At 39.5% G+C, this 26333-nt stretch carries 18 protein-coding genes; 5 read left to right on the top strand and 13 right to left on the bottom strand.

The features are described 5' to 3' along the window. Positions 1 to 8 precede the first annotated feature (8 nt). Entirely contained in the window at positions 9 to 4391 is a 4383-nt protein-coding gene (locus JIV24_RS09840) for a PKD domain-containing protein (RefSeq protein ID WP_200464861.1), read from the top strand. Next, positions 4391 to 5446 carry a PorP/SprF family type IX secretion system membrane protein gene (locus JIV24_RS09835; protein WP_200464860.1) on the top strand — a complete coding sequence of 352 codons (1056 nt, stop codon included), beginning with the start codon at positions 4391 to 4393 and terminating at the stop codon, positions 5444 to 5446. The genes JIV24_RS09840 and JIV24_RS09835 overlap by 1 nt, the downstream gene beginning before the upstream one ends. Before the next feature lie 145 nt (positions 5447 to 5591). Here JIV24_RS09835 and JIV24_RS09830 read toward each other — a convergent pair whose 3' ends face one another. The 3 genes from JIV24_RS09830 to JIV24_RS09820 form a co-directional block, all read right to left on the bottom strand. Beyond that, a complete protein-coding gene (locus JIV24_RS09830; protein WP_200464859.1) occupies positions 5592 to 6032 on the bottom strand; it encodes an Hsp20/alpha crystallin family protein in 441 nt (146 codons plus the stop codon). A 395-nt stretch (positions 6033 to 6427) separates the two neighbouring features. Continuing rightward, the gene (locus JIV24_RS09825; RefSeq protein WP_200464858.1) at positions 6428 to 7039 is read right to left on the bottom strand and encodes a porin family protein; all 612 of its coding nucleotides are present in this window, start codon (positions 7037 to 7039) and stop codon (positions 6428 to 6430) included. 31 nt (positions 7040 to 7070) lie between these two features. After that, positions 7071 to 7691, bottom strand: coding sequence for a DUF4136 domain-containing protein (locus tag JIV24_RS09820; protein ID WP_200464857.1), 621 nt, complete (start codon positions 7689 to 7691; stop codon positions 7071 to 7073). 147 nt (positions 7692 to 7838) lie between these two features. Between JIV24_RS09820 and JIV24_RS09815 the strand changes: the two genes are divergently transcribed. Beyond that, the gene (locus JIV24_RS09815) at positions 7839 to 8315 is read left to right on the top strand and encodes a hypothetical protein (protein ID WP_200464856.1); all 477 of its coding nucleotides are present in this window, start codon (positions 7839 to 7841) and stop codon (positions 8313 to 8315) included. A gap of 47 nt (positions 8316 to 8362) precedes the next feature. On the opposite strand, the gene gdhA (JIV24_RS09810) is transcribed toward JIV24_RS09815, so the two are convergent. From gdhA (JIV24_RS09810) to JIV24_RS09800, 3 genes are all read right to left on the bottom strand, one after another. Continuing rightward, entirely contained in the window at positions 8363 to 9700 is a 1338-nt protein-coding gene (gene gdhA, locus JIV24_RS09810) for an NADP-specific glutamate dehydrogenase (protein ID WP_200464855.1), read from the bottom strand. A gap of 22 nt (positions 9701 to 9722) precedes the next feature. Further along, the gene (locus tag JIV24_RS09805; RefSeq protein WP_200464854.1) at positions 9723 to 12734 is read right to left on the bottom strand and encodes a PEP/pyruvate-binding domain-containing protein; all 3012 of its coding nucleotides are present in this window, start codon (positions 12732 to 12734) and stop codon (positions 9723 to 9725) included. Positions 12735 to 12795: 61 nt separating this feature from the next. After that, positions 12796 to 17010: a PEP/pyruvate-binding domain-containing protein gene (locus JIV24_RS09800; protein WP_200464853.1), complete on the bottom strand. Its 4215-nt coding sequence runs from the start codon at positions 17008 to 17010 to the stop codon at positions 12796 to 12798. Positions 17011 to 17273: 263 nt separating this feature from the next. Here JIV24_RS09800 and gdhA (JIV24_RS09795) point away from each other — a divergent pair, with 263 nt between their 5' ends. Together gdhA (JIV24_RS09795) and JIV24_RS09790 are read left to right on the top strand one after the other, a co-directional pair. Further along, the gene (gene gdhA, locus JIV24_RS09795; RefSeq protein WP_200464852.1) at positions 17274 to 18626 is read left to right on the top strand and encodes an NADP-specific glutamate dehydrogenase; all 1353 of its coding nucleotides are present in this window, start codon (positions 17274 to 17276) and stop codon (positions 18624 to 18626) included. Between the two features lie 810 nt (positions 18627 to 19436). Further along, positions 19437 to 19658: a hypothetical protein gene (locus tag JIV24_RS09790; protein ID WP_200464851.1), complete on the top strand. Its 222-nt coding sequence runs from the start codon at positions 19437 to 19439 to the stop codon at positions 19656 to 19658. A gap of 264 nt (positions 19659 to 19922) precedes the next feature. On the opposite strand, the gene JIV24_RS09785 is transcribed toward JIV24_RS09790, so the two are convergent. The 7 genes from JIV24_RS09785 to gdhA (JIV24_RS09755) form a co-directional block, all read right to left on the bottom strand. Beyond that, the gene (locus JIV24_RS09785) at positions 19923 to 20396 is read right to left on the bottom strand and encodes an ExbD/TolR family protein (RefSeq protein ID WP_200464850.1); all 474 of its coding nucleotides are present in this window, start codon (positions 20394 to 20396) and stop codon (positions 19923 to 19925) included. A gap of 1 nt (position 20397) precedes the next feature. Further along, on the bottom strand, positions 20398 to 20973 hold the full coding sequence (locus JIV24_RS09780; protein WP_200464849.1) for an ExbD/TolR family protein: 576 nt from the start codon (positions 20971 to 20973) through the stop codon (positions 20398 to 20400). Positions 20974 to 21018: 45 nt separating this feature from the next. Beyond that, positions 21019 to 21465, bottom strand: coding sequence for a hypothetical protein (locus JIV24_RS09775; protein ID WP_200464848.1), 447 nt, complete (start codon positions 21463 to 21465; stop codon positions 21019 to 21021). A gap of 8 nt (positions 21466 to 21473) precedes the next feature. Further along, positions 21474 to 22286 carry a MotA/TolQ/ExbB proton channel family protein gene (locus JIV24_RS09770; protein WP_200464847.1) on the bottom strand — a complete coding sequence of 271 codons (813 nt, stop codon included), beginning with the start codon at positions 22284 to 22286 and terminating at the stop codon, positions 21474 to 21476. Positions 22287 to 22606: 320 nt separating this feature from the next. Then, positions 22607 to 23635 carry an asparaginase gene (locus JIV24_RS09765; RefSeq protein ID WP_200464846.1) on the bottom strand — a complete coding sequence of 343 codons (1029 nt, stop codon included), beginning with the start codon at positions 23633 to 23635 and terminating at the stop codon, positions 22607 to 22609. A gap of 12 nt (positions 23636 to 23647) precedes the next feature. Beyond that, positions 23648 to 24412 (bottom strand): TatD family hydrolase, encoded by a 765-nt coding sequence (locus JIV24_RS09760; RefSeq protein ID WP_200464845.1) that lies wholly within the window; start codon positions 24410 to 24412, stop codon positions 23648 to 23650. A gap of 140 nt (positions 24413 to 24552) precedes the next feature. Beyond that, on the bottom strand, positions 24553 to 25893 hold the full coding sequence (gdhA, locus tag JIV24_RS09755) for an NADP-specific glutamate dehydrogenase (RefSeq protein ID WP_200464844.1): 1341 nt from the start codon (positions 25891 to 25893) through the stop codon (positions 24553 to 24555). Between the last annotated feature and the right edge of the window lie 440 nt (positions 25894 to 26333).

The raw sequence follows: 26333 nt of genomic DNA, 5'->3' as shown, positions 1-26333 counted from the left end.
AAATGCTTATGGACGGTAAAATTAAAGCAATTTTAATAGTGTTGTCGGTTGTTGTTAGTATTCGTGGCTATGCACAAACGTGCAATATTACCTCGAAAGCTAATGATATTATACCAGACAAACTTTGCGCACCAGTATCGGTAACGTGGGACGTCGTTTACAGGGGCGTCAACGATGGCGGTACAGGTAATGTACAAATGCAGTTTGACTGGAATGATGGCACTGCTCTTGAAACTATTGATGCTACACTCACTGATGTTAGCCTAGCAGAGTGGACCGTTTCTCTTAATCATATATATCCTATAGGTGGCGATGAGTGCAATTATCACCCCACCGTTGCACTTGTAGTTGATGGTGTAGTATGTACCAGCACCATGCAGGAACAAATTGTTACTGTATGGGATATGGATGATAAGAATGGTGGTGAAATCTCAATTGACCCTCGGGTATATCCAATATGCGTAGGCAATAGTGGCAGTGTTACCTTTATGGACAACAGCCAGTGGAACTGTGTTCCGCCTGATGAAAATGATTTACCTAATGACCACAAAAGGTGGATTCAATGGATATACGGCACCAACAGTGGAGCTGGTAATTTTATCGATAACGCCAGAGTCAATGGATCAGTTCGAACTTACCCCTTTTCCGGCTCAATTGATGTTACCTCAGAACCAATATTAGCACCAACAGCCCCATGGAATGAAGCAATGCCAATATTCGTACCTAATGACAGAGCGGTGGGCGATGAGTTTGAGATCACTTTAAATAACTGGAACTATTGTAACCCTTATGACCAGGGGTACGATCCAGTTAGTACCACAGCAATAGTTTTAATCGTTGACGATCCTGATGGAAGTATAACGCCCGTGGGCCCATTCTGTGAAAATGACAATCCTATCACCTTAACTCCAGCTACTCCTGGCGGGCAGTGGTCGGGCGATGGAATCACGGATGAATGGGCAGGTGAATTCTCACCAAGTGATGCTGGACCCGGCACGCACATAATCAGCTATTATGTCGAGGATGGAAATAGTTGCAGTGCCACAGGAACCGTTTCAATTACTGTATTAGACTCCCCTGAAGCGAATATTTCACTGGGACCTGAAGCTCATTTATGCCCTGGAACCCAATTACCAATAGATGGTAATCCAACTCAAGGACAACTCCCATACACACATCTTTGGCAGGGAGATACAAGCCCACTGAACAACACAACTATTGATAATCCAATATTCGAAACGGTTGACGAAGGTACTTATGTATTAACTTATCGTGTTACCGACAACAATGGTTGCTACGATGAGCAAAATATTACAATTGGCGTAGATTCTGTCAGCATTCAGTTTTTGAATAAAGAAATAACCTTATGCTCGGGGTTGACTCAAACATTAAATCCGAATCCAAGTGGCGGTTCAGGCACATTTGTTTTTCACGAATGGAGTGGCGACAGAAGCGATCTGCTTTCGGCCACTGACATCGAAAACCCAGTTTTCAACTCAACAAGCCCGGGCGTGTACAAATATCAATACATGGTACGCGACTCTTATGGCTGTGAAGATATCGACAGCGTATATGTATATGTGCATGAGCAACCTGCAAGCCAGGCTGGAGCCAACGATAATGCATGCGGCTTAAGCTATACATTACAAGCAGTACCTAATGTAGGTGCTGGCCAATGGAGTCTCACAACAGGTGCTGGCTCTGTTAGTTTTGATGATATAAACGAGCCTAACACACTGGTTACCGTTGATCAATATGGAGACTATGTGTTTGCCTGGTCGGAGGAAAATAATGGTTGTGTTGATGTTGATGAAGTTACCATATCTTTTATTGAAATCCCGCAACCAACGGTTATGGAAGATGCCGACACTTGCGCACTCAAGTACGAGCTAATAGCCACACCCAGCATTGGTACAGGAACATGGTTACAACTTTCTGGCGGAGGAACAGCCTCATTTGATGATGCTTCACTTTCCTTAACATCAGTAAGTGTTTCTGCTCCCGATAAGTATGAATTCCAATGGGTTGAAGATAACAATGGCTGTATCTCTGAAGATGTTGTAACAATAGATTTCTACCCTGTTCCCAATGCAAGTATTGGGCCTTTTAATTCAGGTATTTGTAGTCCTGCTGTTGTTTCTTTCGATAATACTTCAGCCAATTCTGAAACATATTTTTGGGATTTTGGTGATGGTTTTATCTCCAACAAAGAAGCACCAGAACACACATTTACAAACAACACTTTTGAACCGGTCGATTATAACATAGAGCTGATAGCTTCAAATAGTTTTGGGTGTGTAGATACTGGCCAATTTTCAATTAACGTATTACCAACACCAATTGCACAGTTCAATAATGATGAAGAACCAGCCTGTAGCCCTCACGAAATAGATTTCATCAATCAATCGGAAGGTGCCAATTCGTACGGATGGAATTTTGGTGATGGAGAGAGCGCCATAACAGAAAATACGAGCCATACATTTGTTAACAAAGAGCATTACGTTCAATCATTTAATATCGAATTAATTGCCAGTAATAATTATGGTTGTCGCGATACCTTAGATAAATTTATAACGGTTTATCCTTTGGTGAAATATAACTTCGAAACATCGCCGCAAGAAGGCTGTCATCCATTGAAAGTAGATATGTTGGCCGAACCTGGCGCTTACTCTTACCATTGGGATTTTGGTAATGGCCAAACACTCGATGGCGCCAATATTGCAACACATCTTTTTGAAAACACCAACTCCGAACCTAAAGAATATACAATTAAGCTACACACAAGTTCAGCCTTTGGTTGCCGCGATTCCTCAGAGTCAAGCATAAAAGTTCTGCCTTCACCAACCTGTGCTTTTGAGTTATCAGACAACGAAGGATGTTCACCACTAAATGTTTTACTGTCTAACCATTCATCTGGTGCCAACACAAGCACCTGGTATTTTGATAATGGCGAAATGTCAGAAGAAAATGGTTCTTCTGACATATCGCATACTTATAGCAATCCAGAACTGGCTCCTATTTCTTTCTCCCCAAGCCTATTGGTTGAGAATGCATATGGCTGTAAGGATTCGAGTACACATCATTTAAATGTATTTCCAAAAGTAACTGCTTCTATTTCCGATGGCGCTGCTGGCTGTACACCCTATTTCGAAAGCCTGCTTAACAACTCAATTGGAGCTAACCAGTTTAGCTGGGATTTTGGAGATGGAAATACATCGAGTGCGTTTAACGGACATAATGAATACATTAACAGCACTCTGACTGATCAGAATTATGAAGTGCAAATGATTGCAGAATCATCATACGGTTGTAGCGACACCACATACACAAGCGCGACTGTTCACCGTCGTCCAGTACCCGAATACACCATTAATCCAACTGAATTACAAATGCCTGAGTCAACAATCTATATTGAAAACTTAACAAAAGGCAGCAACTGGAACTACAACTGGCATTTTGGTGACACTCAATCCAACGACACCAAAAATCCTGGCACACATACCTACGCTGTATCCGGAGAGTATGAAGTATGGCTTAAAGTGAATGGGGAGCATTGTGCCGATTCGTTGATGCAACTCGTCACCATTTACCCAACCTTACCAGCTATAGATTATGGTCCCGATGCTGAAGGTTGTCCGCCACTCGATGTGCAATTTTACAACAATACCATCGATGCACATAACTATTTTTGGGATTTTGGTGATGGTAATGTTTCATCTGAAAAAGAGCCCAAACATACGTATCATACATCTGGCAAATATAAAGTTAAACTCATGGCCGAAGGACCAGGTGGACTTATTGAGTCGGATAAGGTAGAAGTATGGGTATATGAGAAACCCTTGGCTAATTTTGAAGTCAGACCAACCCTGGTAAAACTACCTGAGACAGTTTCATTTATTAACCTGTCGGAAGGTGCGACCAGCTATTTATGGAACTTTGGTGATGGTCAAAGTTCAACTGAGCATTCGATACAATATCAGTATGAAGAGGCTGGTGTTTATGATGCATCCCTACTGGCAACAAACGACCAAGGCTGTTCTGATGAATTCGTCATTCGGGAAGCGGTTATTGCCGAAGAAGCCGGAAGCATCAGTTTTCCGAATGCTTTTACACCAAATCCAGCTGGCTCATCAGGCGGATATTACAAACCAGGTTCCTCTGATAACTTTGTGTTTTATCCATTTGTACATGAAGGTATAGTTGAATATGAGTTAAGAATTTACACGCGATGGGGCGAAATGATATTTGAAAGTCAGGATATTAATATCGGCTGGGATGGCTATCATCGTGATAAAATATGTGCAGGTGGCGTATATATCTGGAAAGTAAAGTGCCGTTATTCAAACGGTAATATTGAAATTAAAACTGGTGATGTAACACTATTTAGGTAATGAAAAAAGCACTATACATATTATTGCTGTTATCGACAGTGATTACCAAAGCACAGGATCCACATTTCTCACAATTCTATGCCAACCCACTGTATTTAAGTCCGTCATTAGCAGGCGCAACCGATGGTGGTCGGTTAATTGTCAACTATCGCAATCAGTGGCCCGAAGTATCTAATGCCTTTTCGACTTATGCTATTTCATTTGATAATTTCTTCCCTTCATTTAATAGTGGTATTGGTTTTTATCTGATGCAAGATAAGGCAGGAAGTGCCGGACTAACAACCACCAATGCTGCCTTTCAATATTCTTACAACCTTATTATATCCGATTATTGGCAAATTATTCCAGCGGTTCAGTTTGCTTATGGTAATAAAGCCGTTGATTTTTCAAAAGCTATTTTTCCTGATCAGCCACCAATTAGCGGAGGCTCAACAGGGGCATATAATCGATTATCCAATGAACAGGTTCATTACATCGACTTAGCCAGTTCGGTATTTTTATACTCACCAAAGTATTGGGTAGGTTTTACTGTTGACCATCTGGCTAAACCTAATTATACTTTTTTGAATGAAGAGTCAAAAGCTGAACTTAAATACACCGTTTTTGGCGGCATGAATATCTGGCGTGAGCGCAGACGCGGAAAAACCAACAGAGCCTTCTCTACAAGTTTTCGTTATCAGCGTCAGGCCGAATTTGACCAATTGGATTTAGGTTTATACTGGCACAATTCACCTCTTGAGATTGGAGTTTGGTATCGCGGTCTTCCACTCATTAATAAAGTTGATAAAAGCGCTGCTGTTAATCAAGATGCCATCATTGCCTTGTTGGCTTATGATCTGGGGCCAATCAGAGTTGGCTATAGTTACGATATAACCATTGGCAGCTTGGGATGGTCTACCGCAGGAGCTCATGAACTATCTCTTATATTTGAATTTAATCAACGTACGCGAATGCGTTCGGGAGGAAGACGCCCTGCTGTGCCTTGCAGCGAAAGCGCCAACCCACTCAATAGTGTAGGTGGAAAGTATACACGCAAAAAGAGACGACTGTATTAATCGTTATCATGCATTACATTTCTGTCCATGTGTTTTTAGCAGGATAACGATCAGGGCAAGTTCACACTATTGAACACCTACAAAAAAAAGGGCCACCAACATGGCAGCCCCTATCACATCATTATGAAAAGTATTCTCTGAAACATTAAGCAATTTCAATTAATCGCTTTGGTTTCGGTTTAGCTTCATCCTTTTTAGGAATCTCGATATTTAAAATACCGTTCTCGTACTTTGCTAAAATACCAGACTCTTTCACTTTATCCTTTGGCAGGGTAAATGAACGCTTAAACGAACCATAGCTAAACTCATAGTGAGAGTAGTTCTTTTCTTCTTTTTTCTCCTCCTTAGACACTTCAATGGTCAAAACATTATTTTCCAACTCCACATTAAAATCATTTTTATCAAACCCGGGAGCTGCAACTTCAATACTAAATGTGTCATCCGATTCCTGAATGTTCACCTTTGGCGTATTAAAATGCTGACCGCCTTTTAAAAAGTCAGAATCATGTAATAATTCATTTCCAAAGAAGTGATTCAGTAAACTTCCTGTTTGCGGGTACCTGTTGTTAAATCTTACTAGTCTCATGTTAAAATCTCCTATTATTTAAGTTTTTAATTGTTTTAAGTTCTGCACCCAGTAGTTCAATGATGATGCCAATAGGAGGTATGAGTCAGATTGTCAGTCTCTTACACTTAACGCATGTCAATTTGACTTAAGTGTAGAAAAATCAGTGCCACTTTGGCATTGATGTTCCAATATCACTTGATAATCTTTATTTAATCTATAAATAACAAAGAGGTAACTAGCTAGTTGGCCTAAAAGAAGACCTTTGACACCGTTATGAGAGTTATTTTCCTCCCAACAATTCCTGTGTGTATAGAGGTTGCCCCGTGCAACCTCTTCTTTTATGCTGAGAATTAACAAAAAAAAAGCGAGCCGTTAAATTACGACTCGCTTTTTTGTTATATCAAGAAATGATTTTAATAGTCCCAGCTAAAACCGACATTAATACCAAGCCAGTTTTGTTGTCCCAAATCCGAAGTTTTAAAGGATGTACTATAATCGACACTTAGAGCCAAGCTGGCATTATAACTAAGTGGTACCAATATTCCTGCTTTTGGAGCTACTGACCAGGTCCACCCTTTGTATGAAGTCGAGAATAAACCATTATCTGTCCGCTGTTCCATATAATAAGTACCACCTGCCAAACCAATAAACGGTCTTATAATAGCATCATCACTTCCTAAATAATACTTTCCCGTAAGCTGAATTGGTATGGCATTTAAATAACGGTATTGATTACTTGTTATTGCACCATTAGCTTCTCCTTCAATATTATCAAGACTATAAGTCGCACGGTCTTTTGCTTCATAAAAGGTATTCCATCCAACTAAAATACCAACACCAATATTTGGTCTAACAAGTCGTTCGAATTCAATATTAGCACCTCTAAAGCTTGTTGGATCAACATAATCTTTGGTATCGCCTGCTGGCATAGCCATACCATAAAAGGCATTGGTTTTTGACTGCGCACTTACCTCTAAACCCACTACTGTAAGTGCAACTATGAATATATACTTTAGTAATTTCATTTTCTACAATTTTTAATGAGGTAAATGTTAGTTAAAAGGGAGCTTGACTGAATAATTCATCTATTCCTCTCTCAAGTCGATCTCCTATATAGGCATCACTACCTTGCAACAAACCATCAAGAGCACCAAAATAAATCAAAGGAGGCTCTTCGGTTTCTTTTAACTCATAATCTGCCATTTCAATTAGAACACTACCTGTTTTGTAGTTATAGTAAACAGGATACCAAGGATAATATCCACCCCATCCCCATCCGGGATACCATGGATACCAACCGCCCCACCATCCACCACCGGGAATCCAGGCTGCTCCTGAATTATTTTGCTCAATGGCCGAAATAGCGATGGCTATAGAAGTATCTATACCTGCAACAGCCTCCTGCATTCCAAGATCAAGTAAATGCTGATTTACCTGTGCCAGTATGGCATCGTCATGTGTACGATCAGGATCTTCTACTTCTTCCCCATCTTTAATATGCAATATCTCATCGGGCAGATAGTAATATTTACCTGTCAATGGTTCATCAAAATAATCAGGACTGTACTTCGATATGGAGGTATCCAATTCATCAACGTATTCTGCTCCTCCAGGGTAGCAGGAATACATTATGGTAAGCAGACCAATAGCGATTAAGTAACTCACTTTTGTTTTCATAAGTATTTAATTAGGGGTTAAAAATAAATAACTCGTTCACAGACGAGCTATTATCAATAAAACGCTTCATTTATAATTCAAATATAAAACAATCATTTAGCTTTATTGTTTGAAATACGAATCTAATTTATCAATTAACATTAAACTATGAAAAAGTTTTTATTTGCTACAGCCTTGTGCATAGGTGTATTTTTAAACTCGTCAGCTCAAGCTACGGATCAGGAAATTGGATTGATAGGCTCCATCTTAAAATCAGAGGTAAAGGTCTTCTTTGCTCAAAATATGGAATTATCAACTAGTGAAGCAGAGACATTCTGGTCTATTTATGATGAATATGAAAATGAGCTTAAGCCCTTAAGTAATCAGCGTATTGATTTTCTAAAATCATTAATTGAAAAAGGCGGCGAACTCACAGAAGATGAGCTGGATGACAAAGTAAAACTAGGGGTCAAGATTAACAAGAAAAGAATTAGTCTTCGTTACAAATATTATAAAACGCTAAAAAAACAGCTAAGCATTAAGGTTGCAGCCCAGTTTTATCAAATAGACGCTTATATCTATACGCATATTTCGGCTTCATTGCACGAAGGCATGCCATTAATTGTGCCTACAAAGAGTGAATAAAAGATGTACAAACCATTATTAAAAGACCGACGCATGTTGGTCTTTTTTTATACCACCCCTTGATCAATCATTGCTTCAACCACCCGGTTAAAAGAGGCAATATTAGCGCCTTGTAAATAATTTACTTTACCCTTTTGGTCTTGCCCATACTTACGGCACAGATTATAGGTTCGCTCCATAATATCTTGCAGTCGCGTTTCAATTTCTGAATCCGACCAATATACTTTCATATTGTTCTGTGCCAGTTCAAGGCTTGAGATGGCCACACTTCCAACATTTGCTGCCTTGCTCGGCACATAAACCAGATCGCTATTATATATCTCCTGTACAGCATCAGCAGTGCATGCCTGATCGGCTCCTTCAATCATGTACATACATTTAGTCTTGAGCAACTGCTGCACTTCTGTTGAATCAATTTCGTTTTGAATAGCACATGGAATGGCTATATCACATTCAAGCTCCCACGGTTTCTTTCCTTCATAATACATTGTTCCCGGAAATTCCATTGAGAATGGACGAACCAAATCCTGTGAGGTAGCACGTAATTCTAAAAGATACTCTAATTTATCCCCGTTGATGCCATCCGGATCGTGTATATACCCATCAGGACCAGAGATGGAAATAACTTTTGCACCTAATGCTGTTGCTTTTTTTATAACTCCATAAGCCAAATTGCCAAATCCGGAAACAGCAATCCTTTTTCCATCCAGGCTATCATTGTGTCTTTTTAATAGCGACTTTAAATAGTACACCACACCATACCCATTAGATTCGCCTTTTAAACGCGTTCCACCCCAATACGGTGCTTTACCTGTAAAAGTGCCATTGTGCTGATGACTAAGCTTTTTGTACATACCAAACAGATAGCCAATTTCGCGACTACCAACTCCCACATCACCACCTAGAATATCCACATCATCACCAAGCAAATCCCATAGCTGCAGCATATAACTTTGACAAAAACGCATCACCTCTGCGTCCGATTTTCCTTTAGGATCAAAATTAGCACCTCCCATAGCACCTCCCAATGGTAATGAAGACAAGCTGTTTTTGAACACCTGCTCAAATGCTAACATTTTAATTGTTCCTAAGGTTATTCCCGGGTGAAAACGAAGTCCACCTTTATACGGTCCTAATGCATTGTTATATTGCACACGATAACCACGGCTAACAATCACTTTCCCTTCATCATTGATCCATGGCACCTTAAACATAAAGACTTTATCGGGCTCGCACAGGCGTGCAATGACCGCCGCACTGTCTAACCTGAAATCATCACATATATAATTTTGAACAGAAGCTAAAAACACCCTAACATTCTGCGTAAATTCAGGTTCGCTTAAATTGCTTTTTTCTAATTCTAAAAGGAATTTTTCGATATTCATAGCGTTCTGTTTTTCAGGTTAATTAATGCAGATTAAAATCTGAATCATCATCACCGGACGCATTGCTTACTTTATCCGAAGACATCACCACTCCAATCCCTTTTTGCCCATCTATTTTAACACTTGACTGTACCGGTAATTTAACATGGCGAACGAACTCATCTTCATATACAGCCGGCAAGCTATCCAGGTAATCCATATCAACATAACCATCTCCGATGGATGGTGTTACTGTAAAATACCCAACTCTTAAACTGGTTAAGTTTTGAAAAAAATGCGTTCCCTGACTTGGATCAACACGATAGTTTTCGAGCCCCATTTCAACAATTAGGCGAGCAGCTGATATTTGGGTCCATTTAACAGGTACACCTAACCACGAATCCTGCGAGCCCCATCTGCCAGGACCTATTAAAATATAAGACTTATCATTGGTATGAAACGGCGCATTTAATTGTTCAATAATTGGCACAAGCTTGGTGTTATTGGCGGGATTAAATGTACTGGTTTTAATATAAATCACATCCTCAACATCGTCGATAACACCATTACCTAAAGCAGACTTTGAATGAACTAATGTTTCTTCTGGTTTAATCTCTTCCAACTTCTCGACAATTGACTCTTTGGAATCTACAATCGGACGTATTTGCAGCAGATAAAACACTGGTGGTTCACCTTTCGGCACCTGCAAATCAACTGCAAACTCCACCTCTACCGGTTGATTCATCTCTTTCTGCCCAATCTCCAGCACCTTTTCAATAATAGGAGCCAAAGGAAATGCATCGTATTTTAACACATTCGCAAAGGTGACAAGTCGCAGGCCTTTAGCCATTAAGCCATCACGAATCATGTGATTATTATAGTCATATACCGAACCTAGCCAACGAAGAGTACCGTGTTGCTCGGCCGTTTTCAAATCCAGTTTCATAATATTAATGGAGTCATTCACTGAAGGCACAAAACTTGACGACTTTAAATCGAGTGCAAAGAAATTCTTTTGTGTTTCACGAACTGCCATATCAGTACTTGATAGCTGCAGGATCTTCTGCGGATACTTTGGAGAAAATCGCAATGATGCACTACCTTCAACAATATGTTTTCCGAGCCCCATGGCCACATTTACAGTTCCATCTTCTGCTTTCTCAGGCTCTATGGGGTAAAAATTAACTGAACGCCCAACACCCGATATCGTTGGATAAAAAACACCATCGTGCTCTTGTCCCACCACTTCCTGTAAAACAATACCCATACGCTCTTCATCAATCACATTCATGGTAGCTTCCATGTATCGCTTGCTCGAATTATAAAAAGCTGACGCGTATACACACTTAATGGCGTTACTCAATTGCTCAAGCACAATATTTTCCTCGCCACTATTGGCAATCATGTAGGTCGAGTAAATGCCTGCAAATGGCTGGTAGTGACTATCCTCTAATACACTGGACGAACGAACAGCAATAGGTCCCTTGGCAATAGATATAAACTTAAATAAATCACCATGAATACGCTCCGGTAAGTGAGCCTTAACGAAGACATCCAATATTTCTTCATCTGAAACTTCTGACAAAGCCAATGGATACAATTCATTTACCTCCATAAACTCATCAAACACATCAGTACTTAAAACCACCGTACGTGGGATGGTCACAACCACATTATCTATCGAATGAAAAGCATTGTACTTTTTAATGAGCAGATTCAAAAATGCCAATCCTCGTGCCTTACCACCAATTGTACCTTCGCCAATACGCGTAAAAGTGAGGTATTCATCAAATTTTTCGCGATAAAACTTGGCAATAATACCACGAGCCTTACTATATCGGAAATTAGCAATTGTATCAAATAAAAACCGCTTGGTGGCTTCCAAGTCCTTGAAATCCTCAACTTTCAAATATTTTATGACCTCGGCCACTGCAAACAGGGCTCTGGCATTTAGCCATTTGGACACATGATCGCGCTGAAAGTGATAAAAAAGCGATTCATCTGGTATTTGAAATAACTTCTCTTGCAGTTCCTTTAAGTTACTTACCCGTCCTACTTCCTGGCCACTTTTAGGATCGACAAAAACAAAGTCCCCAAATGCCAGGTATTTATTAATAAAATGCTTTAATCGCCGTAACAGTGATGATGAATGTTTAAACAAAAAAGCTACTTTTAATTCCTTAGCTACGGGCTCCAGACTACGGTTGGACGATTGCAATAAGAAAGGCATGTATTTGTTCCGTCCCTTGACGTGCCTGGCCAGTTTAATGCCTGCTTCGGTATCTTTCACCCCATCTTTATTGTAGGATACATCCGAAATAATACCCAAAAGATTCTCCTCATATTTCTCGTACAATTCAACAGCCTCTTCATAGGTACGTGCCAATAAAATCTTAGGACGTCCGCGCATTCGCATCATCTTTTGATGCTCATTCAGGCCTTCATCCATAAATTTCTTGGCCTGCTTAAGAATGATACGATAGATCAATGGCAAATAACTTGAATAGAAACGAACAGAATCTTCTACCAGTAAGATAGTTTGCACACCCACTTCTTCAACATCGTGTTCCACGTTCATCTCATCTTCAATGAGCTTAATAATGGCGAGCATAATATCGGCGTTGCCTAACCAGCAAAATACATAATCAATGGCACTCGTATCTTCGCGACTCATACGCACCGATACCTCACGTGAAAATGGCGTTAATACAACAATTGGTGTTTCACCATATGATTCCTTCACTCTTTTAGCCATTGAGAATGGATCCATACCTCCGATACTTAGCATGGTAATCACCAAATCAATCTGCTCATATCCGAGCACTTGCAAAGCTTCTTCTGATGTTTCAACATGGATAAACTGAGGCGGATAACGCAGGTTTAATGATACATACTCATTAAAAATCTGCTCATCGATGCGCCCATCTTCATCAAGCATAAAAGCATCATAACCACTACAAATCAATAGTACTTTATGAATACGCTTTTGCATCAGGTGACCAAAAGGTGTTTCAGAGAAATAATTGGTTTGCTGTATATTTGTTAGTTTCGTCATAGATTCGTAACTATTTACTACAAGTTCAAAACATCTTACTGCACGTAAGGTTTTGAATAAATTAGTTCTCTAAAGTAACAATTGCTTTTCTTTTTTTGCCATCAAGACGGATAACGAGAGCTTTATCAAAGCGAACATGCCTGAAGTAAGTTGTTTTTTCAATCTCTTTTCCTTTTGTCAACTTGTCCCATTTAATAAATGATTCCTTGTCGCCATCTACCACTGAACAGTAGCCAACCTGCATGGTTGTAACATTATGAAAGAAGTGCGAACCACCTGAAGCCTCCAGTGGAAAATGATTCATATCAGTTTCTACAATCACCTTGGCATTTGATATTTGCGACCAGGAAACCGGAATACCAATAAAAGGATCACGGGTTCCCCACCGGCCCGGACCAATAAGAACATAGAAGCGCTTTTCCTTTTTCATTTTTGCATTAAGACTCTCAATCTCCAGAGTCATATCTCTGGTTTTTGACTTATCAAAGGCATCGACATCAACATATATAATATCAGTAATGGTTTTGTTTTTGCCATTTCCCATGCTTTGAGATGATTGAAGGATGATTTCTTCTTCATTCACCCTATCCATATTGATACTGTAGTTTTGCTCACCTCCCATTAACGGTTTTATCTGCAGCAAGTAGAAAGTTGCTCTTCGCTGGCTGTCTTTTGATAAATCTACAGCAAACTCAATTTCAACAGGAGTTCCCATCGCCTCTTTAACTACATCAAGCACCACCGCAATAGCGCGTGCCAGAGGTATATAATTGTACTTTAAAATATTGGCAAAGTTAAGAACTCTGGGACCGGCCGTGGCTATTCCAGCCTCAATGGTATTGTTGTCGGGGTTATACACCGATGCCAGATGTCCTAAGGCTCCATGCATCTCAGCATCATCAATGTCAAGTCGGACTAATCCTGCCATTTCACCTTCCAAAAGGTTGAGATCTTTGATATTTAGATCAATCGCATAAAACTCTGTTTGTGAATTCTTCAATTGATCTTTAGCCGAGTTATTATCCAAATCAGGATAAATCGGACAAAACCGCAAAGCCTTCTCTCCATCCACTACGTATTTACCAAAACCAAGAGCCAACACCGCGAAACCATCCTCGGGGTTCATATGGCTGAAGGAATAGTAATTATAGGATTGAGCCACACCACTAATGTGTGGGTAAAACACTTTACCAAACGGCTTACCAACTGCCTCCTGAATCACAACAGCCATCTTTTCCTCTTCTATTTTAAAATCAACTGCCTCCGTAAAAGCTTTAGCTGTATCACTGAACACTGATGCAAACACCAGCTTAACAGCATTGCATAATTCGTTTAATCGTTCATCTATTGAATCGGCATTATTGGGTAAGAGATATGTTTCAAACACACCGGCAAATGGTTGTTTCTGACTATCTTCCAATAAGCCCGATGAACGCACAGCAATTGGTGTGGTAAAAATAGACAACAAGCGCTTGAGGCGTTGAATTAGTGAAAAAGATAAGTCACCAGCTAAAAACATTTTCTTAATCTGATGATAGGTAAGGTTACGGAAAATGAGTTCTCTAAAATCATTACGTTCCATAAACAGTTCAAACTCATCGGTACCTATTACTGTCGTCCGTGGTGCACGAATATTAATGCCTGGCACGTGCGCCTCAAAATCAAAATTAAAGAGCAAAGTATTAATAAACGATAAGCCGCGTCCTTTACCACCTAATGAGCCACCAGATAAGCTCACAATATTAGTTTCTTCGACAGTATCGAGCTCATCAAAATCGATTACCTTTCCTTGATTCTTCTCCTCACGGTGACGCGTAATAACCTCTAAAAGATAAGAGCGTATTAATTCTGCCTCTTCAAAATCAGTGATGCGAACAGGTGCAATTTGACGGGCTATTTTTATTTCTCCACGAGCCATCAGCCACAGGGAGAAATGGTTTTTACGTGCATGATAAACAATGGATTCAACAGGTACCTTACGCATTGTTCGTTCAAACTCCTTAAGATTTCTTGCTACAGCAATAGTACGACCATTGGCATCCTTATACGCAAAATTGCCAAATCCCAGGTAATGTCTGATAAAGGTTTTAATATCCTGTATTAAACTCTCGGAATACTTGTTGATAAATACTGTTTTAAGCTCATAAGCATCTTGCGAATATTCAATTTTTGACGATTGCAGTATTACCGGTAAATCCTTTATTTGTGTTTTCACATAGTTAACCAGGTCAAAACCCGCATTGGCATCCAGCCTACCACCTTTTGAAAACTCCACATCAGATATTAAACACAAGAGGTATTCCTTGTACTTCTCGAAGAGTTCCTGAGCCTCCTCATAGTTTTGCGCCAGTAATATTTTAGGTCGCGCTTTAAGCCGAAGCACGGCATATAATTCATCTTCCTTTACATCCTCAATCAAACGTTTGGTTTGCTCCAGCACACTTGAATATAAAAGCGGTAAGTACTTTGAATAATATCGGACTGAATCCTCTACGAGCAATATCACACGTGCCAGTCCTATTTCTGTATCATTCTCAACATTGACCTTATCTTCGAGATGAAACACCATGGATGAAAATACTTTTGGGTCACCATTCCACACAAAAATTTCATCCAATACACCTAATTCGCGCTGACGTGCTTCAAAAAAAGGTATATCAGCATCGTTATTAAGCAACATAAAAATGGGGATATAAGGAAACTCCTTTTTCACCATCTGACTCAAATCAATAGGAGATTGTTTCTCTACACCCACCATCACGATTATCAAATCAAAATGCTTTTCATTCAGTTTGGCAATAGCCTCCTTATAAGTAGTAACACCTGTAACTCTCGGCAATTCAGAAAGGTGCAACTGGTAAAACCCTCCCATTACCTGTTCAGTGAATCGCCCCTCATTTTCGATGGCATAAGCATCATATAATGTGGCTACAAGCAATATTTCTTTCACCCGAAAAGGCATTAAATCGTGATAAATATCGCGAACCGCATTATTTCGATGCATGAAGTTTTGGAGCAAATGCTTGCTGTGTATACTCTCTGGTTTATCAATTGATTGTGATTTATAGGTACCCTGTCGTGATGAGCGCCTAACTTTCTCCATCAGGTTTCGTGCCGCCACTCCATTTAGGTAACCAACAATAAGATTACACAAATTCTTAATCAAATCATTTTCCTCGTTCAAGAATAGCTCCTCTTGTGTCTTAGCCAGTTCTTTGAGGTAATATATTTCAATCATCCCTTTTTCACCATTGATGGTTTCAAACTGATGCCGTAATAGCCAGGGCGTTTCAACAAAACCACTACTTAAATACTCAAGCTTATGAAATGTTATGCGGGCCACCGAATAATCGGGATGCTGCATTCCCAGTGGTATTTTCTGTGCAATGTGTTCCAGGGTATAATTAATCGGCATATTCAGCGCTATAATGCGCGATGTTTCATTGATGGCATGTAGTTCTTTTTCACGTTCCTGACGCTCATTTTTTTCTTTAACAGCAATCAGGCTATTTATAAAATCACTTATCAAACGCGATAAGTTTATAAGCAGATCACGTTCTTCAATTAGAAATGGATCGCCACCAAGCGATGGAAATTCTTTGATATAAAACACGTCGATGGCACCTAGCTCTCCATCACTTGTTTGAAAGCGTTGTGTTTGAACCCACTCCGTTTCTATAAACTGGTCACTGCGATAGTCTTTTGAACGATAAGATATGCGCGCAACTGTATACTCTGGATATTGCCAGCCCAGTGGCAAGGTGAAAACGATTTGTTGTAATACATCGTCAACCGATTTACCTTCGTTAATTATTCGGGTTGTCCGATTAATGGTGGAAAGTTCCTTCAGTCGCTCAATTGATTCAGAATGATTACGCTCGGCCACAATTCGATTAATATAACCTGAAAGAAGCCGTGCCAGTTGATTCAATAATGCGCGTTCATCGCGTGAAAAAGGGCCTTCATCCCAATCATGGTGCTGTTCTCTATAAATCACGTCTATCACACCTTTCTCACCATCAATTGTTGCGAAACGTTCAGTCAGTCCGTACTGAGATGCCATAAAATTGCTACTTGTAAACTCCATTTCTCTATAACGGATTCGTGCTTCTGCATCCTTATATTTGAATCCATTAATAAGGCTTGCAGTGACATCTTCTAATGTATGTTTGATATCATTCTCCGCCTGAATAATCTCACTAATTTGCTCAAGAGTTTTCAATACTCGTTGAGAACCAGTTTCTGAAGTTCCTATTTGTTGACGATTTATTGACATGATTATGAGGTCATCAATTGCTATAAGTTACGGAAAAAGAAATTCAAGTGCTTGTATATCGACCTGATTAGAAATAAAATAAATTCAGGTTTTATCAGCCTTTATCATCGCGTTTGGATAATAAATTTCTTAACTTTTATCGTGAAAAAGCAACCATATCCAATCCTGATTTATTGACAGAAAACATGCAAAGAGGGAGCATATATTTGAATAACATCGAATGTTAATATCACTTTATTAATAACCCTTTAAATGCAGTAACTATGTCACACACTTCATCATTAGGCATCTCAGCATTTATGGCTGAGTTGATGGCGAAGAATCCGGCCGAACCTGAATTCCATCAGGCCGTTCACGAAGTGGTTGAATCGCTTGACCACTTTTTAGATGAAAACCCCAAATACAAACATGCGCGTATACTCGAACGCATCGTGGAACCTGAGCGCATCATTATGTTCCGCGTTCCATGGGTGAATGACAAAGGCGAAATGCAAGTTAACCGAGGCTTTCGCATCGAAATGAATAGTGCTATTGGTCCATACAAGGGCGGCTTGCGTTTTCATCCCACTGTTAATCTGGGCATTCTTAAGTTTCTGGCCTTTGAGCAGGTATTCAAAAACAGCCTGACAACCTTACCAATGGGTGGTGGTAAAGGCGGTAGTGATTTTGATCCGAAGGGCAAGTCGGACAATGAAGTCATGCGCTTCTGCCAGAGTTTTATGACGGAGCTATATCGACATATTGGACCAAATACTGATGTACCAGCAGGTGACATCGGCGTTGGGGGACGCGAAATAGGCTTTATGTATGGCCAGTACAAACGTATTGTTAATGAGTTTACAGGAGTGCTTACCGGGAAAGGACTTAAATGGGGCGGCAGCCTTATTCGCCCCGAAGCAACTGGATATGGCAATGTGTATTTTGCCCAGGAAATGCTAAAAACCAGAGGTGAGAGTTTGAAGGGCAAAACTGTACTGGTTTCGGGCTCTGGCAATGTCGCACAATTTACTGTAGAAAAAGTAAACAACCTGGGAGGAAAAGTAGTGACTTTATCCGATTCAAGTGGTTATATATTTGATGCTGATGGCATCGATGATGAAAAATTAAAATATGTGATGCACCTGAAGAATAACAAACGTGGTCGCATTAAAGAATATGCTGATAAATATGGCTGCAAATATGTAGAAGGTGAACGCCCATGGACTGAAAAAGCAGATATTGCTCTACCGAGTGCTACACAAAATGAAATTAACGAAACAGAAGCCATCACATTGGTTGGCAATGGATGCATGTGCGTTTCGGAAGGTGCTAATATGCCATCAACACCTGAAGCCATTCAGATATTTATTGAAAAAGGCATCTTATTTGGACCGGGCAAAGCTGCCAATGCCGGTGGTGTAGCCGTATCGGGTTTGGAGATGACGCAAAATAGTATGCGCCTTCACTGGACACGAGAAGAGATCGATCAACGACTACAAAGCATCATGCAAAGCATTCACTCCACCTGTTGCCAATACGGAACCAAAGAGAATGGTTTTATTAATTACGTGGATGGGGCCAACATTGGAGGTTTTGTTAAAGTAGCAGATGCTATGATGGCTCAAGGTGCTGTATAAATATAACAGGGTAAGTCCATTCCTTGGCCAGGAAAATCCACCCCTTAAACGGGATGATGCACTCCTTGGTTGGGAAAATCAGCTCCTTAAATGGGACGAAGCACTCCTTAACTAGGGAAATTGGTGCCTTAGATGAGGAGAAGTACTCCTTAAAAGGGAATATTAACTCCTTAATTTGTCACTTCGAATCCTGGGTAAAATAATGAATAACAATGCCCGATAAACAAACTGGTTTATCGGGCGTTTTATATATTTTAACCGGAGTTCGATTTAATTGTCGCACTGAAAGTGCAGTATATAAAAGCCCAATGCAACGCATTGGTTAAGCTATTTGATGTATAGAACGGGCTGTAAGCCCAGTTTAATTTTAAACTGCCTCTTCAAGGCGAAGGATTGTAAGATGTATTATTGCCTAATGCGTTGTATTAGAGTGTCTTAAAATTGACATTCAGCCAATTAGACTAATTTTTCACATCTAACTCTCGTTATTTTAAAATGTAGTCTATGAAATATTTGATTCTAATTTCTTTCCTGGCGATTCTTTCTTGTCAAAACTAATTAATACAACACAGTCATAGTCAATCCTTCTCATTTTCCATTGAAACAACACTACCCGGAAAACCAGAACTTGTTTACGATAAGCTGACTGGTGATATCAGCCCCTGGTGGGATCATACATTTTCGGGTCAACCGCATCAATTATACATTGAGGCCAAACCTGGTGGTGGGTTTTATGAGATTTTCGATGAATCGGGTGACGGCGTTCGTCACGCTGTGGTAACAGGAGCCCACAGGGGTAAACTTCTTCGGATGGAAGGACCATTGGGGTTAGCGGGTCATGCCCTTACTTTGGTCACAACTTACCACCTATCCACAGTCAATGATTCAACACATTTAAAAGTAGAAGTACATGGTGCCGGCGAATTCAAAGAAGAATGGCCCGAAGTAATAGAAAATGTTTGGAAGCACTTTATTATTGAGCGATTTAAACCCTATTGGGAAGAAAAATATTCAAAATCAAGTACTCGCTAATGAATTAGTTTTTATTCGTTTATTAATCGCCCCTGTTAGATACCATGGTCGTATCTGGTACGCATCAACCTCGCTGGGAGCGAGGTTATGCCGAACATTGTACGAAGGAGGAACTAAGGAGGTTCAATAAACCATCGAACAGAACTTGGCAAACTATCGAAGTTGACATGAGTTACAGAGCAAACAGAGCATACCGTTTATGCCAAACAAAAAAAAAGGGAAGCCTTTCGACTTCCCTTTTTCTTATATTTCAATTCAAATGAATTATCTGTCTGCAACCATTTCAGCAGCTGAATAATTAAGCTTCAGAGCTGCAGCCTTACGTAATGCCTGCTTGATATCAGTAATGATACCCATTGGGCATTCTTTATCAGCTTTGATTGAAACAATCATTTTTGACTGGTTTGCTTCACTCATGTTATCACGCGATTGTGCAATGTAACTTTGAATATCGGCAACCGTTGAAAACTGATCGTTTAACTGAATTCGTGGTTCGCTACCGTATAAAGATTGATACTTTTTAGCCGGAACACCTACATAAATAAATGTCACCAACTCTTTTTTCTCAAGCTTTACCAATTCAGTTGCTTGTGCTGGCTTAACAATAACGTTTAAGTCAACCTCCTTCATAGTAGTAGATACCATAAAGAAGAAAAGCAACATAAAAACGATATCTGGTAATGAGGCCGTGTTAATAGCTTGTTGGCCTCCGCTCTTCTTTTTTCTGAACTTTGCCATGCTAGTTTCCTCCTATATTTTTAGGTTCTGCCTCAGAAATCTTACGTGGATAGATTGTACGAACAGCTTTTTGCTCTTCCTTTTCTAACTCATCATAAGACTTACCAAATTTCCTTTTGGACAAATCCTCTCTCAGTTCATTAATAGCTCTCGACATCTCGTTCTGAACCATTAAGTAAGTCTGATATTCTGTATCACGGTCGTTTTGAAGCGATATGATGCCCTTTCCAATTTCCACAGTACCAAAGAATTCTACTTCCCTGACATTCTTTTCAGGTAAGTTCTCGTCGTCCATTGGATTAACGATAAATTCTTTCACTGCTTCTGTTAGGTCCCTTATCTCCATCGGTTTACCTTCAACCAACAACTGATTCTGACTATTAATTAGCACTGTAAATACGTTACGCTCTTTAACAGGCGGTGTATCTTCAGGTTCTTCTTCTACCGGAGGTGGAAGAAGTGTTGCTAAACCAGTATCAGTATCCATGGTAGTGGTTACCAAGAAGAAGATAAGTAACAAGAAAGCAATATCTGCCATTGACCCTGCATTAACTTCTTGTACTTCTCTTTTACCCATAGATAATTAAATTTATTGGCTCCTAACAATGCAGGAGCCGGGCCATTATTTAAACAGACGTGATAACTCTGCATAAAGAATAGCAGAAATTACTATTCCAAACAGAAGATAAGTTCCATATAACATGGTACCAGCTAGGTTTAACATACTAGGAACATTATCAGGACCATTATATCCTATTAATTGAAGTGGTGTATCATCTGACATTGCATAAGCCACTAATACAATCACCCCTAGTATACCCATTGAAATAATTGAACGCATTGCATTCTTTGGGTTAACAACAAGGTGAAATACTTCAAATAATAGTGATACACCTGCTGCAATGTAAATTAACAACTTAGCCCAGTCCAAGAATGACTCTGTAAAAACTGGTGTTTTGTAAGTCTCACCTGGTACATCTCCACCGAAAAAGAACATTCCGGCAAATACCAAGGTTACTGCTAGCAACAGGTATAATACAATATTTAAAATTTTTGAAAGCTTAGTCATAATGACAATTATTTTTTCATGTTATATTTTACCAAGATATCTAGTAGAGAGATAGAAGCATCTTCCATTGTATTTACAATACCATCGATTTTAGATACGATGTAGTTGTAGAATACCTGAAGGATGATAGCTACGATCAAACCAGATACAGTGGTAATCAACGCCACCTTAATACCACCTGCTACAGCTGTTGCAGAAATAGTACCCATTGCCTGAATGTTGTCAAATGCTTCAATCATACCAATTACAGTACCCATGAAACCAAGCATAGGAGCAAGCGAGATAAACAATGAAATCCAAGTTAAACCTTTTTCTAAAAGACCCATTTGAACTGAACCGTATGAGATAACTGACTTCTCAACTACTTCAACACCTTCATCGAATCGATCAAGACCTTGGTAGAAAATAGAAGCTACAGGACCTCTTGTGTTACGACAAACTTCTTTAGCAGCTTCTACACCACCGTCGTTCAACGCGTTCTCGATGTTCTGAAGCAACTTCTTCGTGTTAGTCGAAGCAAGGTTCAAGTAAATAATTCTTTCAATTGCTAATGCTAAACCGAAGATTAGACATAACAATACAAAACTCATAAAGATGGCTCCACCTTCGATAAATTTCGCTTTGATTTGTTTGTGAATACCTTTTGGTGCTTCGGCCATTTCTTCCTCAACAACCATTGCAGGTTCTTCACTTGGTGCTGTTTCTTCAGCCACCTGTTCTGTAGCTTCGCCAGCTACATTTTCTTCTTCCTGAGCATAAACGGCATTGGCACCTGTGCTCAGCATTCCAATTACTGCTAAAAACGCAAATAGCTTTTTCATAGTCTGCTAAAAATTTTGATTTGTATTAGTATTGTTAATACTCAAAATAGTTTAATGTTGTCCCCTTTTCTTTCCTTAATATCAAGTATCAAAAAAGGTTCAAACCCTTTAATTTTTCAGGGTTGCAAATTACAAAAAAAAAGTCAATTACAAACTTTGAACTGTTAATTTTCATTATTGCGAACACATTGAACTACTTCCATTAATAATATCACAAAAAGAACTGTAAAAATAACACATAAAACATTTGTAATCTTCTAAATATTAATAATAAACATTAAAAGATTACTTAGTGTGATAAAAGTACGACGTCCCTATTTCTATACGTGAATCTCCCCCTGTAGCGATTTATTCAAAGCCTTCTTTACCTCATCGGCTGAAGAACAATTAGCCAAAAGGTACATCAGCTTTGTTACGGCCGCTTCGGTGGTCATATCATAACCTCCAACAACTCCCAGCTCCAACAGGTGCACCCCGGTTTCGTATCGCCACATTTCAACGCTACCGGCCAGACACTGAGTAACATTAAGGATAATTAAGTCACGATCAAGTGCTTCTTTTATAGCATCTAAGAACCACTGTTTGGTAGGTGCATTACCTGAACCGTAGGTTTCAAGAACTACTGCTTTTATATTAGGGGCATTTAGTACTGCCTTCACAACGTCTTTATTAATACCAGGGAAAATACGTAAAAGTGCCACATTGGTATCCATCTTTTTGGCCACTCTAAAAGTACCGTTTAATGTCGTGTATCGAATATAGGGATAGTTATACTTTAAATGTATTCCAGCTTCAGCAAGTGGCGGGTAGTTATCTGCGCGAAAAGCGTGAAAATGCTCTGCATTGTATTTGGTTGTACGATTACCCCTAAACAGTTTATCTTTAAAGTAAATACAAACCTCCGGCACTAAAGCCTGTCGATTCTTTTGAGCAGCGGCAATTTCAAGAGCCGTAATCAAGTTTTCTTTCCCGTCTGTTCGAATAGTACCCAATGGCAATTGACTTCCTGTAAGTACTACCGGCTTTCTGAGATTCTGCAACATAAAGCTTAATGCACTCGCTGTGTACGCCATAGTATCGGTACCATGCAGAATGACGAATCCATCATATGCAGAGTAGTTTTCTTCGATAATGCCAACCAACTTCACCCAAATATCTGGATGCATATCGGATGAGTCAATAAGGGGTTCAAAAGAGATACTCTTTACCTGAAAGTCAAATCGACGCAATTCAGGCACTTGCTTGGAAATACTTTCAAAATCAAATGGCACCAATGAATTGGTTTCGGGATCGATAACCATACCAATAGTACCTCCAGTATATATAATCAATATCTTTCTTTCTTCCATCCTCATCTATGTTTACAAAGCAAATAAGCTTTTAGCATTAATAGTTGTTTGCTGTTTTACCTCATCAATACCAACATTGTGAACCATAGCAATTGTTTCAGCGACTCTTTCGATGTAAGCAGGCTCATTACGTCTTCCCCGTTTGGGCACCGGAGCCAGATAAGGCGCGTCTGTCTCAAGCACTAGTTTGTTTAGTGGTATTTCCTTTACTACTTCACGAAGGTGTGTATTCTTAAAAGTAACCACACCGTTAATCCCTATCATAAAGGCATTGTAACTTAAAATACGTTTAGCCTGTTCTTCATCACCGGTAAAACTATGAAATACCCCCATCAACTTATCATCCAGCTGCTTTTCCAATACTTCAAAAACTTCCGGAAAAGCATCTCTACAATGAATAACGATAGGCAAATTCAGTTCTTTTGCCCATAGTATTTGCTCCTCAAATGCTTTCATTTGCTCAGCACGAAAAGTTTTGTCCCAATATAAATCGATACCAATTTCGCCGATTGCTATATACGGTCGTTCATTAATATGTTGCTTTGCCTGAGCTAATAATTCCTGATAGTTTGACTTGATCGAAGTTGGATGAATGCCCATCATAGCATAACAAAACCCGTCATTCTGTTCTTCCAATTGATGCATAGCATCAAATGTTTCCTCATCAACATTGGGTAATAAAATCTTCTCAAGCCCTACAGCTTTTGCCCGATTAATTACTTCACTCCTATCCTCGTCAAAATCAGACAAATATATGTGCGAATGCGTATCTATCACTTCTTATCAATTTTATGAGCCCAAAAATACCAATGTTTATGGATTTTCGGGCAGCAAAAAGTATGATTTCTTCCACACCACCAGTTACAAGAAGGCCGTCTCGGGGAGGAGACGGCCTATATTGTTGCATCCAGAAAAATTTAAACAACACCTTGAGCAATCATTGCATCGGCCACTTTCACGAAACCGCCAATATTAGCTCCTTTGATGTAATTTACTTTGCCGTTTGGCTCAGTTCCATATTTAACACATGCATTGTGAATGCTGGTCATGATTTGATCCAGACGATCGTCTACTTCTTTTTCAGTCCAGTTTAAACGCATGCTGTTTTGAGTCATTTCTAAACCTGATACAGCTACACCACCAGCATTAACTGCTTTACCTGGTGCAAAGGCAATTTTATCAGTTGCTAAATAGGCCGCTTCAGCCGTACATCCCATATTAGATGCTTCAGCAATCACCTGACAACCACTTGCAATCAAAGTTTTTGCATCTTCCTCATTCAACTCATTTTGAATGGCACAAGGAATAGCAATATCTACTTTCTGCTCCCAAGGTTTTTTACCTGCGTAGAATGTAGCTTCCGGATAACGCTCAGCATATGGTGAAACGATATCCTGGTTAGAAGCACGTAACTCTAACATGTAATCAATCTTATCACCTGAAATGCCTTCCGGATCGTAAATATACCCATCAGGACCAGAGATAGTTACCACTTTAGCACCGTACTCAACAGCTTTTAAAGCAGCTCCCCATGCTACGTTACCGAAACCTGAAACTGATACAGTCTTGCCATCCATTGTTTCGCCTTTAGTAGCTAACATTTCACGTACGAAATAGATAGTACCAAAACCAGTTGCCTCAGGGCGAATTAATGAACCACCAAATTCAGCACCCTTACCAGTTAATACACCTGTAAACTCGTTACGAAGTTTCTTATACTGACCGAACAGGTATCCAATTTCGCGGCCACCAACACCAATATCACCAGCAGGCACATCAGTATTAGGTCCAATATGGCGGAATAACTCGCTCATGAAAGCTTGACAGAAACGCATAATTTCGTTATCTGATTTTCCTTTTGGATTGAAGTCAGAACCACCTTTACCACCACCCATCGGAAGGGTTGTTAAGCTGTTTTTAAATGTCTGCTCAAATCCTAAAAACTTAAGACCACTTAGTGTTACACTAGGGTGGAAACGCAAACCGCCTTTATAAGGTCCGATAGCTGAGTTAAACTCAACGCGGAAACCACGGTTTACCTGAACCTCGCCACTATCATCAACCCAAGGCACACGGAACATAATTACCCTTTCAGGTTCAGTCATACGTTCCAGTATCTTAGCTTTTTTATAGTGAGGGTTCTCCTGATAGAAATCCCAAACTGTTTCTACTACTTCTTGCACTGCTTGCAAAAATTCGTCTTCGCCAGGGTTCTTAACTCTAACGCTGTCCATGAATTCCTTCATCTTAGCTTCCATATTATAAAAGGTATTAAATGTTGGATCTATTAATTGTTTATTATGGTTTCAAAAGTATATAATTTTCTAAAACCTCATTATAAATCGTAAGGAAAATTCAATAATTTTGCCACATCCACATAACACTCATATCCTGCACCTTAAGAAATGTGTAAATATGTTTTTTAGCACTTCATGACATATATCACCAAAACAAGATGCTCAAAATAGTCGAAAATTGTAAGCAAGTGTAATTTGTCATGTTTTCAACCCACACCTCACTCCTTTAAAATTGCATAATGAACAAACTTACTATCTATCAATGCTGTTTTTAAAATCTGATAAAGTTATAAAAGGATGAGTACAACTTCAACTACTATAATAATTGGAGTTACCCCATAATACAGATGCCTATCTCATGGATTTCTTAGTTAACAAGGGTTTGCAGGGAATGCTAAGTG

The sequence above is a fragment of the Carboxylicivirga marina genome (genome assembly GCF_016612505.1).
GTDB lineage: Bacteria > Bacteroidota > Bacteroidia > Bacteroidales > Marinilabiliaceae > Carboxylicivirga > Carboxylicivirga marina.
This window is presented reverse-complemented; position numbering and strand designations above follow the sequence as displayed.